Raw genomic sequence first — 13,284 nt, 5'->3', positions numbered from 1 at the left:
AAAAGGCCGCGATCAACGCTCCCCGTCCAACGCCCGCAAAATCCACTTCCCACCGCTTTGGTGCCACCCCGCCCCGATCAGCTTCGCAAGACGCGGGACATCCTTGTCGGCCTCACCCGTCATCCGAACCAGGCCCGTGACGCTGCGATCGACCAGTGGTCCCTCCACCGCGATGGGGAAGCCATAAGCGGAATGCAATCGCTCGGCAATCGCCCCGACGGTCTCTCCGTCCAGATCCAAGATACCGCCGCGCCAGCTGCCGACCGTCGCCGGATCGACCGCCACCCGGCGCATCATGCGGCTCGTCTCGTCCAGCCGGACCCCCTGCCCGGCCGCCAGCGCGACCCGCTGCCCCATGGGTGCAAGCGCGACCGAACCCTCGGCCACCGACACGTCCAGACGCCCGTCCTGCCGCCGCACGTCGAACACGGTGCCCATGTCACGGATGGTGACGTCCCCCGAGCGCAGTTCGAAGGGGGCGGAGGGATCGTGGCGGACATGGAACAGCGCCTGGCCGGACTCCAGCGTCGCGGTGCGGGTGTCGTTCCGATCGAAGCGCAGCCGCGAGCCCCCCGCCAGCTCGATCCGCGTTCCGTCGTTGAGCGCGATCTGCCGGGTTTCGCCGGGCGCCGTCTGCTCGATCCGGATATCGGGACGCGAGCGCAACACGACCGGCCCCGCGACCAGCGCCACGGCCGCCGCGACGCCGCCCATCAACCACCAGCGCCCCCAGCCTGCATTGTCGTTCGCCGCCACCGGCACCGCCGGAATCGTGTCGACAGGAGCGGCATCGGCGGGCGGCGCGACCAGCTGGGCATCGGCCATGGCGACCCTGTCATAGGCGCACGCATGGGCCGGGCTTTCCTCCAGCCACGTCGCAAAGGCTTCCCATTCGGCCGCGCTCATGTCGCGCTGCCGGATGTGCCAATCGATCGCCTGTTCCTCCAGCGTCACGCGTTTCCGATCCCTTCACTGTCAGGACGACGCCGACCGATCCGATCCGCACCCTGTGCGTCACGATTTTCCTGCAAAAATTGATAGGCGCGTCGCAGCAGCTTCTCGACCGCGCTGACCGTGATGCCCATCCGCTCGGCGATGACGCGCTGCGGCTGCTCCTCGAAGCGGAACAGCGTAAACGCCTCGCGCATCCGATCGGGCATCCGGGCGATCAGCGCCTGTGCCTCCGCCAATTCGCTCCGCCCCAGCGCGATGCGTTCGGGATCGGCATATTCGCCCGATTGCGGCTGTACCTCTTCCCAGGCGCCGTCGCGCGCACCGCGCCGGGCAGCGGCGATGCGGCGGTCGGTCGCCAGGTTCGTCGCCATCCGGCAGAGAAAGGGAATGGGCTGCTCGATCTGGGTCGCGTCCAGGTCGGCGACGCGCATCCACAGATCCTGGAGCGCGTCCTCGGCATCGTCCGCCGAGCCCAGCCGGGCGGCCAGCAGGCGGCGCAGCAGCGGCCGCGCCTCCATGAACCGGCCCTCCAGACCCTGACTACCCAATCGGCCGTCCCCGTATCAGGCGGCGAAGGCCAACCCGCATTGCGCCGCCATGTCAGACACCGAAACGGCGCGCAAGACATCGGCCTCGTCCCGTCGCGCCGCCGCGATGGCATCGCCCGCGCGCGTCCCCGCGCCGGGATGACACATCACCAGATGATGGAGACCGGCATGATCCAGAAAACGCGGCAAGGCCTGGGCGAAACGGCCGTCAAAGCCGTAATGGCCCGCAAATCCGCGGTTGCAGCGCAGCCCCGCCGCCTCGGCCGCACGGGCAAAGCCGCGCGAATGATAGGCACTGCCGATCGCCTTGCCGCGCCAGGGGCGGCCGAGCAGCGCGCCCAGACGGTCCTCGCAGGTGCGAAGCCAGGCCTGGGGGGCGCGAAGCCGGGTGATCTCCAGCACGATCGGCCGGATGCCGGGCAGTGCGTGCGAATGCTGGTGCCCGTCGACAAACGCCGGAGGACGTCCCATCGCGTCCTCGAACCGGTCGAACTGCGCCTCGACCTCGCGACGGATCTCGTTCGCGTCGAGCTGGCCGCGCGACGCCATTCGGGTCAGCGGGTCGATCCCCGGCATCACCCCATCTTGCGTAAAGCCATTGGGGTGGACCGGCGCTTCCTCGGTCAGGGTCAGGTGCAGGCCGATCTGCGCGGTGTCGGGCACGTCGCGCAGCATCGCGCTGTCCTCCGCCCAATTGGGACGAAGGGTCATGCAGCTGGTGGCGTTCAATTTTCCCGCGCCAAGCAGCTCGGCGATGACGCGACTATCGTCGGTGGAAAAGGCGAAATCGTCAGCGCAAAGAATAAGCCGGTTCACCCACGACCCCCGCCAGATGCTGATAGGCCTTTTCGCGCATCCGCTCGGTGGTCAGACGCCGCGCCTTCAGCCGCCGCGCCAGGAAATCGTAGAAGAACCAGTCCCCCGCGAACGGCGCCGCAATGCTGTAGACCAGCCGCTCGGTCAGCGTCCAGCGGATCGAGTCCCTGTCCCGCTCGCGGTCGGAGGGGACGCACCAGAAGCCGTCGGCATAGCCCATCGTGCCGTGGCGCATCACGCGGTGGATCACCTCGTGATCCTCCAGCACATAGTTCCAGCGGCGCGGGTCGAACCCACCCGCCGCCTTCAGCGCCTCGGTCTGGAAGGCCTGGCCGGCGCCGCCCGCATGGCACTGGCGCGGCAGGACGCGCGCGGCCAGGCGGATCGCGGTGGACTCGCGACGGCGCTCCGCCTCGCCATCCCCCGGCGCGATGAAATAGGCACCCGCCACGACGCAGCCCGGCTTTTCCAGCAGCGCCTGGGCCTGCGCCAGATAGGTCGCCGGATAATGGGTGTCGGCATCGCAGGTCGCAACGAAACGGGTATGGACATGGTCCAGACCGAGGTGCAACGCGTTGATCTTGCCCGGCAAACCCTGATGCAGCAGGATGTGGTCGAGGCCTAGCCGCTCGCACGTCTCGGTCGCGACGCGCAGGCTGGCGTCCAGCGAACCATTGTCGACCAGGACCAGCCGGAACCGGACGGTCTGTGCCGCCAGGCTCTCCAACGTTGCGGCCAGATGTGCCTCTTCGTTGAAGAAGGGCACGATCACGGTCCAGCACGGTGCGACATAGGCACCCACCTGATCCGATCGTCCCGCATCGGCATAGGCCTTGGCATTCCGCCAGGCTGCGCCTTCCGCATCGAGCAGCATTAATCCCACCCCGCCGACTAAACCCACAACACCCCTGTTGCCGAAGCCCCCCGGCCCGGGGCGCGAGCGCGCCGATCGGGGTGTTTCATGGCTAGGACGCCGCGCGCTCGGCCCAACCGGACATCGTGAACGAATTATTTTTTACGTGCCGGGAACAACGCCGATTTTCTTTGCGAAACGACCGCCTGGGGTGACATGGGCGTGACCGGACCACTGGATTGCTCGGAACGTGCCGCGATGACGGAAATCACCCAAAGCCGCACGACACCGCGCTACATCGCGAATCTCGACGAAACATGGGGCGCGGCGCTGGCCCTGCTGCTGTTCGCCGTGCTGACGCGGATGCGGGATTTCGGCAATCCGGTCGCGCATGTGGACGAGCAATATTATCTGCTGGTCGGCGACCGCATCCTGCATGGCGCGCGGCTCTATATCGACCTGTGGGACCGCAAGCCGCCGGGGCTGTTCCTGTTGTTCGCTGGGTTCCGGCTGCTGCCGGGCGACGGCTTCCTGGCCTATCAGCTGGTCGGCACGGCATGTGCGGCGGCGACGGGCTGGCTGATCTGGCTGGCGGCACGGCGCATGGCCCTGGCACCACCCGCCGGACTGGCGGCGGGGGCGGCCTATATCCTGTGGCTGCCGCTGCTCAGCGGCGGCAGCGGACAGTCGCCGGTCTTCTACAATCTGGCGATGACGGCGGCGGCGGTGCTGACGCTGGAACTGCCCCGCCTGGCCGAGCGGCGGGCGGTCGGCTTGATCGTCGCCAGCGGCGCGGTCGCGTGCCTGCTGGCGGGTATCGCGATCCAGATCAAATATACGCCGCTGGTCGAGGGTGCGTTTTTCGGCCTGGCGCATCTCTGGTATCTCCGGCGCGCGCGGGCCAACCTGCTCGTCATAGCGGTCGCCGCGCTGGCCTGGATGGCGCTGGGCGTTTTGCCGACCGCGCTCGTCGTGCTGCACTTCTGGGCGAGCGACACCACCACCTTCGACGCCTTCTGGTTCGCCAACTTCACCTCGATCACGCTCCGGCGCGGCTATCCGGCCGCCAAGATCGTCGGGCGGCTGGCGGGCATCGGCGGTCAGTTGCTGCCGCTGATCGCCTGTGCGGTCTTCGCCTGGGTCAGGGGGCCGCGGCGCGAGGGGCTGACGCTGACCCGTATCTGGCTGGCCTTCGCCTTCGTCGCCTTTGCGATGATCGGCGCGTTTTTCGACCATTATGCCCTGCCGCTGGTCGCGCCACTCTGTATCGCCGCGGCGCCCGCCTTCGCGATGCGCCGCCGGGCGATCGCGGCGGTGTTCGCGATCGGGGCCGGGCTGTTCGTCTTCCATGCGCTTACCAACGATCCGAGCGAGGGGGACGGCATCCGTCGTATGGCGCGCGTGATGGCGGCGGTGGACGGGCGCGAATGCCCCTATGTCTTTGCCGGGGATTCCAGCCTCTACCACCTGTCGGGCGGGTGCGTGCCGACCGCCTATGCCTTCCCCTCATCGCTCGCCTATGAGGCGGAACGGGGCGCGATTGGCATCGACGAGGCTAGCGAGGTCGCCCGCATCCTGGCCCGTCGGCCGCCCGCCATCGTGACGCTGGACGAGCCCTTCTCGCCCTGGAACGAAGCGACGCAGGCACAGATGCGCCGCGCGCTTGCCCGCGACTATCGCCCCGTCCTGTCGATCCCGCGCGAGGAGCGTCACGAGATCCTGTATGTCCGCCGCGACCTGCCCGTTCCGCCTTCGAAATAAAGACACGGGCGAGGTTGTTTTAGGGAATACCCCGCCCCATCTGCCGCGCCGAACCCTGATGGAGCGATAAGCCTATGAGCGACGACGCCTACACCCCACCCGCCATCTGGACCTGGGACAAGCAGAATGGCGGCCAGTTCGCCTCCATCAACCGTCCGGTCGCCGGCCCGACCCATGACAAGGACCTGCCCGTCGGCCAGCATCCGCTCCAGCTCTATTCGATGGGCACGCCCAATGGCGTGAAGGTCACGATCCTGCTCGAGGAGCTGCTCGCCGCCGGGCACAAGGACGCCGAATATGACGCCTGGCTGATCCGCATTTCCGAGGGCGATCAGTTCGGCAGCGGCTTCGTCGCGATCAACCCCAACTCGAAGATCCCCGCCCTGGTCGACCGGCGCAAGGCCGAGCCGCTGGCCATCTTCGAGTCCGGCGCGATCATGACCCATCTGGCCGAGAGCTTCGGCGCCTTCCTGCCGACCGATCCCGCCGCCAAGGCGCGCGTCCTGTCCTGGCTGTTCTGGCAGATGGGCAGCGCGCCCTTCCTGGGCGGCGGCTTCGGCCATTTCTATGCCTATGCGCCGGTAAAGATCGAATATGCGATCGACCGCTATGCCATGGAGGCCAAGCGCCAGCTCGACGTGCTCAACCGCCAGCTGGAGCACAACGCCTATGTGGCGGGCGACGAATATAGCATCGCCGACATGGCAATCTGGTCCTGGTACGGTCAGCTGGTGCTGGGCAGGCTCTATAACGCGGCCGAGTTCCTGCAGGTGCAGGAGTATACCCATGTCCTGCGCTGGGCCCGGGAGTTGGACGAGCGTCCGGCGGTGAAGCGGGGGCGGATGGTGAACCGAACCTTCGGCGAGCCGTCCGAACAACTCCCCGAGCGGCATGACGCCAACGATTTCGACCTGCGCACGGCCGACAAGCTGGCCTGACCCTCCCAAATCCTCCCCGTCTTCGATGGGGAGGCGGACCAGCCGCAGGCTGGTGGAGGGGCCGCCAAAGGCGGAACCGTTGGCGGGCTCGCCCCTCCACCACCGCTTCGCGGCGGTCCCCCTCCCCAAGCAAGCTTGGGGAGGATTGAAAATGACGCTTGTATGTCATTTGCCGCGCGTGGGTTGATCCTCCGGGCGGACTGGGCATTAAGTCCCCTATGCTCCCCCGCCACCGCCTCCCCCGCCCGCTGATGGCGCTTGCACTGGCCGCCGCCGCGCTGGTCGAAAGCCCGCTCTGTGCCGCCGATCCGGCCCCCTTCGACCTGCCGGGGCCAGCTTTGCGCATCTCGGTCACGCGCGGCGACCGGACGCTGCCCATCGGCGCGGTTCCCAATCTCGCCACCGGCGACACGCTGACGATCGAAGCAGACCTGCCCAAGGACCAGCGCACGCGCTACATCCTGTTCTCGGCGTTTCTCAGCGGCGCGACCAATCCGCCGCCCAAGGACTGGGTCCAGTCGGCCGAGACCTGGAAGCCCAAGGACAAGGATCGCCGCCTGACCCTGACTGTGCCCAAGGGCGCGCGGCAGATGGCGCTGTTCCTGGTGCCCGAGACGGGCGGCGCGTCGGGCACCATCGTCGATGCGGTGCGCGACCGGCCCGGCGAATTCGTTCGCGCGGTGCAGGACCTGAACCAGGCATCGCTCGACCGGTCGCGGCTCAATGCCTTCGTCGCGGCGATCCGCGCGCAGGAAAACAGTCATCCGGAGTTCCTGCGCACCCTGGCCCCCGCCTTGTCGAACAGCCTGGCGATCAAGCTGAACCCTGACTGCCTGGCGCGCGTCATCGAGTTGCAGGCGGCCTGCCTGCTCGAAAATCGCGATGCCTTGGTGCTGGCCGACATTCACAGCAGTTCGATGACCGACACGCTGGTCGGCGCGCCGACCGACCTGGCCTTGCAGGTCAGCTATACGCGCGAGGCGGGACTGGGCTATTACAGCCCCTATATCGGCGTCATCCGCGATATCGCGCGCGTGTTCGGTGCGTTCGGCAATCCGCAATTCGGCTATCTGCCGACGCTGGCCACCCGCGATGGCGAGCGGATGTCACTGCTGCTCAATGCCGCGCCGTCCTTTGCCAAGCCCAAATCGGTGCTGGTCGCCGCGATGCCCGCTATCGACGCCCCCAGTCCGCCGCGCCTGCGCGTGACTGGCGATGCCCCCCTGTGCGGGGCCAAGCCCGGCTTGGTCCTGCCGGTGGAGGGTGCGCCGCTGATCTATTCGACCGGTTTTGCGCGCGACATGACGGTGTCGATCACCGGTCCTGACGGCAAGACCATCGACCTGCCCGTCCGCGCCCGCGCCGATCGGGGCGGCTATGTCCTGGACCAGCCGCTGCCGGCGGGCACGCTGTCGGGCAATGTGCCGGCCAAGCTGCACGGACAATGGGGTTTCGACGGGTTCGAGGGGCCGAGCTTCACGCTGCAATTCCCCGGGAAAGGCGACTGGCGCGCGATCGATGCCGGGCAGAGCCTGGTGGTCGGACGCGACAACAACGTCGCGCTGAACGGTCCGGCGGCGGCCTGCGTCACCGCCGTGACAATGCGGATGGGCAGCGCCGCGCCACAGCAGGTGCCGTTCACGATGCGCGGCGCGGACGGCATTACCGCCACCCTGCCGCTCAAAGGCGCGCGGTCGGGCGAGATCATATTGGACATCCAGCAGGTCGGCGACACCGTGCCCCGCTCCCTGACGCTGCGCGCCTATTCCCCTGCCAGCCGGATCGACACGGTGACGCTGGCCAAGGGCGACCGCTTCGTCACCCTGACCGGCCAGCGGCTGGACGAAATCGCCGGGGTCGAGATCGGCGACATACGCCTCTCTCCGGGCGAACTGACCCGCGATGGCGACACCGACCGGCTGGTCGCGACCGCCGCCGACAATCGCGTGCCGGATGGGACGAGCGCCAAAATCCGGCTGACCGATGGACGCAGCCTGTCGGTGCCGATCACCGCCGCCCCGCCGCGCCCCGCCGCGACGCTGATCGCGCGAAGCCTGTCGCCCAAGGACGGCGCGTCCGCCGTCGCGCTTGCGACCCGCGACGAGACGGTGTTGCCCGACAGTGCCCGGCTGACCTTCTCGGTCCGGGCCAATGCAGGAACGAAGCTCTCGCCAGCCGATGCGATCGAGATCGCGACCGCCGATGACAGTGCCTCGGTCACGCTGGAGGGCGGGCGCGACGTGCGGCTGTCTTCGCCGGATGTCGCGGTCGCCACGCTCGACTCAGCCCGGCTGGGCCCGGCGGCGGCGGGCGCGCTACGCTACCGCGTCGTTCGCGGCGGCATCAAGGGCGACTGGACGCCGCTCGCCACGCTGGTCCGCCTGCCGCGCATCGACGGTGGCGGGTGCGAAGCCGCCGGATGCTGGATCGAGGGCCGCGACCTGTTCCTGATCGACCGCGTCGCCGCCACGCCCGACATGGCGGGCGCGGTCAGCGTTCCGGCGGGCTTTACGGCCGCGCGCCTGACGGTGCCGGAGCCCAAGGACGGGGCGCTCTATCTGGCGCTACGCGATGCCCCGGGCGTGGTGTTTACGATGGCGGAGAAGCGGTAAGCCTTTCCCGCCAGCAAAGCTTCGCGTGTCGGGGACGGTCGAGCAGGATCACGCCCCCTCGCCCCGCTCCAGCAGCTGGCGGAGCAGCTGTACGTCGTCGCGCAGACCGCCTAGGCGATCGAGGCTCATGCCCGTTCGCGCAAGCACCTCTTCGCCCAGGCATCCGCACTGGTCGCGCAGCGCCTGTCCCGCCGGGGTCAGCCGCACACGGACCTGGCGCTCGTCATGGGGATCGCGCTCGCGTGCCAGCATTCCGCCGGCCTCCAGCCGCTTGACGAGCGGCGTCACCGTGCTCGACTCCAGCCCCAGCCGCTGGGCGATCGCACCGATCGTCCGCCCGTCCTCCTCCCACAGGACCAAGAGCGCCAGATATTGCGGATAGGTCAGGCCCAGCCGGTCGAGCATGGGCTTGTAGGTGCGCTGCATCGCCATGTTCGCCGAATACAGGGCAAAGCACAGCTGTTCGTCGAGCGGCCAGGGGGCCGTCATCCGCCATCTCCCGTTAGAATGAAATTCATATCGCGATAAAAGAAGCGCTGGACAAGGGCGATCGCACGACACATATATGTATCGCGATAAACATTATCGGAGAAACAGTGTGACGATCGACGTGAAGTACGAGACCCAGGCACGCGCCACCGGCGGCCGTGACGGCCATGCCAGCACTGCGGACGGCGCGCTCGACGTCAAGCTTTCCACGCCGCGCGAACTGGGCGGTGCGGGCGGCGATGGCACCAATCCCGAACAGCTGTTCGCGGCCGGTTACTCGGCCTGCTTCATCGGCGCGCTGAAGGTCGCGGGCCAGCAGTTGAAGGTGAAGATCCCCGACGATGTCGCGGTTTCGGCCAGGATCGGCATCGGTCCGCGCGCGGCGGGTGGTTTCGGCATCACCGCCGACCTGACCGTCGATCTGCCGGGTATCGATCGAGCCGAGGCCGAGAAGCTGGTCGAAGCCGCGCACCAGATCTGCCCCTATTCGAACGCCACGCGTGGCAATGTGAACGTCGGCCTGACGCTGGCCTGACGCTCGATACCGCCCCCCTAAACCTGATGGTGCGGCCAACGCTTACCCGAGGCCGCACCGTTTTTCGGGGTCAGGCGGAATCGCGCACGATCAGGCGCGGGGGCATTTCCAGTCCTGGCGCCGCGCGCCCGTCCAGCCGCGCGAACAGCGCTGCGATCATCGCCGCTGCCCCTGCTTCCAGATCCTGCCGGATGGTGGTCAGCCGGGGAATGGCCCGCTCGGCGAGCGGCAAATCGTCGAACCCCGTCACCGCGACATCGCCGGGCACCGACCGGCCGCCCGCGATCAACGCCGTCATCGTCGCCAGCGCAATCATGTCCGACGCCGCGACGATCCCGTCGATCGTCACGCCGTCGTCGCGGAGCCGCGCCAGATTGGCCTGAATCTGATCGGGCATCAGTTCGGGCGCCAGCGCGACGTCGAGTTGATGGGGCGGCGGCAGGCCCGCCTCCGACATGGTATCGCACAGTCCCGCATGGCGTTGTGTCAGTTCCAGGGTACGGATCTCCCCCATGAAGGCGATACGGCGTCGCCCGCCCGCGATCAGATGCTCGCCCGCCAACCGTCCGCCCAGCCGGTTATCAACGCCGACCGCGCAGTGGCGCTGGCCCGGCATGGTGCTGCCCCAGACGACCAGCGGCAGATAGGTTTCGGCCACCGCCTCGATCACCGGCAGCTGGTCCGACTGGCCGATCAGGACGACGCCGTCGACCATGCCCGACCGGGTGATCCGGGACAGCCAGTCGTCATCGTCGGGAATGATGCGCGACAGCATCACGTCATGGTCGCGCGCCGCCAGTTCGTCGGCAAGATGGCCGAGCAGCGTCATGAAAAAGGGGTCGGACAGCCGCTGGCGCCGTTCATGGCCCAGCGGGATGGCGATGCCGATCACGCCCGTCCGCTGTGCGCGCAGGCGGCGCGCCATCTGGTTGATCTGGAAATTATGCTCGGCGGCCAGCGCCTCGATCCGTTGGCGCGTCTCGGCATTGACGACGCTCTTGCCGGCCAGCGCACGGCTGACGGTGCCGGGCGATACGCCCGCGAGCCGGGCGATATCCTTCAGGGTGCGGGCAGGTGGGGACGCGTCGGCCATCATGGCCCCCTGAACGAAAAATGGGGCGGATGCCAAGTGACATCCGCCCCGGGGGACAAAGGCTTAGAAGCGGTAACGGATCGAGGCCGTCACCGTGCGCCCGTAGAGCGCGGTATTGTTGAACACCGCCTGGGTCGAGGACAGGACCGGGAACAGCCCGCCGCCGCCACGGAAACCCAGCTTGTTGAAGAGGTTGTTGGCGTTCAGGCCGATCTCCAGCTTGTCCATCGGCCGCACGGTCACGAAGCCGTTGAAGAAGGTCGATCCCTTGATCGTGTAGAGGTTGAAGTCGTCCGACTTGGTGCTGGTCTGGCCGTTCATGCTGACGCCGAAGGCGACCGGGCCGGCATCATAGGAGGGCGACACGACAAACAGGAAGTCGGGCAGACCGCCGGGCTTGTTGCCGACCAGTGCCGAGGTCGCGCTGCTCGTGATCTTCGACGCGGCATAGGTGGCATCGACCGACAGGTGGAAGTTGCCATAGGTCACGCGGCTGCTGAACTCGACACCCCAGGAGCGATAGCCGTTGGAAATGTTCGGGTTGTTGTTCGGCGCCGGGTTGTTGATGCGGGTGAAGTCGTAATTGTTCTCGGTCAGCGTCGAGTGGAAGCCGGTGATTTCGACCGAGTAGGACGCACCACCCAGGCCGCCGCGCTGCTTCAGGCCGACTTCCTGCTGGTTCAGGTAATTGACCGAGGTCGCCTGACCCTGGCTGTTCAGCGAACCGTCGGCGTTGAAGTTGCCCGACAGGACACGGCGATCGGCGTTGAAGCGACCGCCACGGCTGGCGCGGACGAACACGCTGGTGTTGCTGTCGAAGGCATAAAGCGCGCCGACCGACCAGCTGACATAGCCATCGGTATAGTTGACCTTCTCGACGCTCGGGCTGAGCACCAGCGACGGGATCAGCGCGGAGCCCAGCGCATCCGACACGCGGGTGTTCGGACCGGCTACGCCGCCCTGCGCGGTGCCTTCGCCGTGCACGCTGTCATAGCGGATCGACGCATCGAGGTTCAGGCCGCCGACTTCATAGCCCGCCTGCAGGAAGGGCGCGACGTCGGTATAGGTCAGGTCGACGCGGCGGGCGCAGCAGCTGCCCCAATTGTCGTTGAACCCGGCCTGGCCCGCGGCAGTCAGCTGCGTGCCGGTGGTCGAGAACAGGTCGAGCGGCGCAGCATTCTCGCCGTTCAGCTCGCTATACTGACGGTTGACGTGCCAGTCCTGGACGATGTTCTGGCGCATGACGAACAGGCCCGCGGTGACCCGCGCCTTGCCCGGCCCGACCTGGAACTTGCCGTTCAGGGTCAGGTTGTTGGCGAAATTGTCCATGTTCTTCATGAACACGTTGATGTTCGGATTGTTGTTGATGTACGGCCCGGTGAACAGCTGGCCGGCGTTCGGCCCCGCTGCATAGCGGATCGAGCCGACCGTCTGGCCGTTGACGCACGAACCAATCAGACCATTGGCACTGGGCGAATTCGCGGCGCACGAAACACCCGCCACGGTATTCTGCCGGGTCTGGACGTTGATGAACTGGGTCGTGAAATTCCCGCTGATCCACTGATAGCGCATCGTGTCGTCGAGCGAGATATTGTCGTTGAAGTCGTAATGGACCTGGCCGCTGATGCCCGTGACGCGCGGGTGGATGCCCTGCACCTCGGCCGACTTCACGCCGCCATTGTCATAGTCCAGATACTGGAAGTTGCGGTTGTAGATCGTATAGGCCGACCCCGAACGCCCGTCGAAATTGGGCAGCGGGGTGAAGCCGGTCACGCGGTTGCCGTCCAGCGTCGCCAGCGTCGGCGTGGTGGTGTTGGTCGGCGCCTGCTCGTCCAGCCGCTTGAAATACAGCCGCACGAAACCGCGATTGTCGGGCAGATCCTTGGTGATGTTCGCCTTGATCTGATACCCGCGCAGGATGTTGAAATTCTCGTTGGTGTAGCCGCCGCCGTTGCGGACATAGCCGCCGACATGGAAGCGCGTCGTGTCGTCGATCGGACCGCCATAGTCGAAGTCGAGGCGATGCTCGCGGAAGCCCAGGCCGTTGGAATAGGCGATCTGGCCGCCCTTCACGTCACCGGTCTTGCTGATGAAGTTGATGACCGCACCCGGCGCCTGGCTGGCGAAGGTCGAGGCCGAACCGCCGCGAACCGCTTCCACGGTGCGGATATTCTGGTCGAAGCGGATCCAATAGTCGTTGTTGCCGAAGTTGATGTCGCCGAACAGCACGTCGGGCAGGCCGTCTTCCTGCAGCGAGACATATTCGGAACCGCCGGTCGACACCGGAATGCCGCGCACGCCGATATTGGCGTTACCGCCCGGGCCCGCGGTATCGCTGGGCTGAAGGCCGGGGATGTTGCGCAGGATTTCCGCGGTCGAACGCGGCGTGAAATTCTGGATCGCCTCCTGGCTGACCTGGGACACCGAGATCGAGCTGCGGAAACGCGAACGCTCGCCGCTGGTCGCGGTGACGACGATATCCTCGCTGGATGCACCGGCATCGGGGATCGCACCCGCTTGCGGCGCGGCGGCCGGTGCCGCGGCGGTCTGTGCGAAAGCCGGGGCGCTCACCAGCGCCATCGCCAAAGCTGCCATGGATCCACAGGACCGCAGAACGCTCGTCGTCATACACCCTCTCCTGATTCGTCCCGATGTCCGGGATTTCGTGCAGCCTCGCTATTCCTA

At 67.2% G+C, this 13,284-nt stretch carries 11 protein-coding genes; 4 read left to right on the top strand and 7 right to left on the bottom strand.

What is annotated here, in order from left to right:
• Positions 1-12: 12 nt before the first annotated feature.
• The 4 genes from QZ546_RS11645 to QZ546_RS11630 are packed head-to-tail and all read right to left on the bottom strand — an operon-like array spanning position 13 to position 3,192.
• Positions 13-954, bottom strand: a complete 942-nt coding sequence (locus QZ546_RS11645; RefSeq protein WP_294237519.1) for a FecR domain-containing protein — start codon at positions 952-954, stop codon at positions 13-15.
• Positions 951-1,502: a sigma-70 family RNA polymerase sigma factor gene (locus tag QZ546_RS11640; protein WP_294237517.1), complete on the bottom strand. Its 552-nt coding sequence runs from the start codon at positions 1,500-1,502 to the stop codon at positions 951-953. The genes QZ546_RS11645 and QZ546_RS11640 overlap by 4 nt, the downstream gene beginning before the upstream one ends.
• A 15-nt stretch (positions 1,503-1,517) precedes the next feature.
• Positions 1,518-2,318: a ChbG/HpnK family deacetylase gene (locus QZ546_RS11635; RefSeq protein WP_294237515.1), complete on the bottom strand. Its 801-nt coding sequence runs from the start codon at positions 2,316-2,318 to the stop codon at positions 1,518-1,520.
• On the bottom strand, positions 2,293-3,192 hold the full coding sequence (locus tag QZ546_RS11630) for a glycosyltransferase family 2 protein (protein WP_294237512.1): 900 nt from the start codon (positions 3,190-3,192) through the stop codon (positions 2,293-2,295). Before QZ546_RS11630 ends, QZ546_RS11635 begins: the two co-directional genes overlap by 26 nt.
• 201 nt (positions 3,193-3,393) lie before the next feature.
• Here QZ546_RS11630 and QZ546_RS11625 point away from each other — a divergent pair, with 201 nt between their 5' ends.
• The 3 genes from QZ546_RS11625 to QZ546_RS11615 all read left to right on the top strand — a co-directional run bounded on the left by QZ546_RS11625 (position 3,394) and on the right by QZ546_RS11615 (position 8,482).
• Complete coding sequence (locus QZ546_RS11625; RefSeq protein ID WP_294237509.1) at positions 3,394-4,932, top strand: glycosyltransferase family 39 protein; 1,539 nt, start codon at positions 3,394-3,396, stop codon at positions 4,930-4,932.
• Positions 4,933-5,006: 74 nt separating this feature from the next.
• Positions 5,007-5,870, top strand: a complete 864-nt coding sequence (gene yghU, locus QZ546_RS11620; protein ID WP_294237505.1) for a glutathione-dependent disulfide-bond oxidoreductase — start codon at positions 5,007-5,009, stop codon at positions 5,868-5,870.
• A gap of 218 nt (positions 5,871-6,088) precedes the next feature.
• Positions 6,089-8,482, top strand: a complete 2,394-nt coding sequence (locus QZ546_RS11615; RefSeq protein ID WP_294237502.1) for a hypothetical protein — start codon at positions 6,089-6,091, stop codon at positions 8,480-8,482.
• 48 nt (positions 8,483-8,530) lie between these two features.
• Here the strand turns inward: QZ546_RS11615 and QZ546_RS11610 are convergent, their stop codons facing one another.
• Positions 8,531-8,971 (bottom strand): MarR family winged helix-turn-helix transcriptional regulator, encoded by a 441-nt coding sequence (locus tag QZ546_RS11610; protein WP_294237499.1) that lies wholly within the window; start codon positions 8,969-8,971, stop codon positions 8,531-8,533.
• A gap of 109 nt (positions 8,972-9,080) precedes the next feature.
• Between QZ546_RS11610 and QZ546_RS11605 the strand changes: the two genes are divergently transcribed.
• Positions 9,081-9,506: an organic hydroperoxide resistance protein gene (locus QZ546_RS11605; protein ID WP_294237496.1), complete on the top strand. Its 426-nt coding sequence runs from the start codon at positions 9,081-9,083 to the stop codon at positions 9,504-9,506.
• Between the two features lie 70 nt (positions 9,507-9,576).
• Here QZ546_RS11605 and QZ546_RS11600 read toward each other — a convergent pair whose 3' ends face one another.
• Positions 9,577-10,599: a LacI family DNA-binding transcriptional regulator gene (locus QZ546_RS11600; RefSeq protein WP_294237494.1), complete on the bottom strand. Its 1,023-nt coding sequence runs from the start codon at positions 10,597-10,599 to the stop codon at positions 9,577-9,579.
• Between the two features lie 63 nt (positions 10,600-10,662).
• Positions 10,663-13,227, bottom strand: coding sequence for a TonB-dependent receptor (locus QZ546_RS11595; RefSeq protein ID WP_294237490.1), 2,565 nt, complete (start codon positions 13,225-13,227; stop codon positions 10,663-10,665).
• Positions 13,228-13,284: the final 57 nt, after the last annotated feature.

Source organism: uncultured Sphingomonas sp. (assembly GCF_913062585.1).
Classification (GTDB): Bacteria; Pseudomonadota; Alphaproteobacteria; order Sphingomonadales; family Sphingomonadaceae; genus Sphingomonas.
The sequence above is the reverse complement of the archived record's forward strand: the minus strand, read 5'-3'. Positions and strand labels throughout refer to the sequence as shown.

Coding starts and splice junctions, on each gene's coding strand:
- QZ546_RS11630 (WP_294237512.1), bottom strand. CDS start 3,192: ATGCTGCTCGATGCGGAAGGCGCAGCCTGGCGGAATGCCAAGGCCTAT.
- yghU (WP_294237505.1), top strand. CDS start 5,007: ATGAGCGACGACGCCTACACCCCACCCGCCATCTGGACCTGGGACAAG.
- QZ546_RS11615 (WP_294237502.1), top strand. CDS start 6,089: ATGCTCCCCCGCCACCGCCTCCCCCGCCCGCTGATGGCGCTTGCACTG.
- QZ546_RS11610 (WP_294237499.1), bottom strand. CDS start 8,971: ATGACGGCCCCCTGGCCGCTCGACGAACAGCTGTGCTTTGCCCTGTAT.
- QZ546_RS11600 (WP_294237494.1), bottom strand. CDS start 10,599: ATGGCCGACGCGTCCCCACCTGCCCGCACCCTGAAGGATATCGCCCGG.
- QZ546_RS11595 (WP_294237490.1), bottom strand. CDS start 13,227: ATGACGACGAGCGTTCTGCGGTCCTGTGGATCCATGGCAGCTTTGGCG.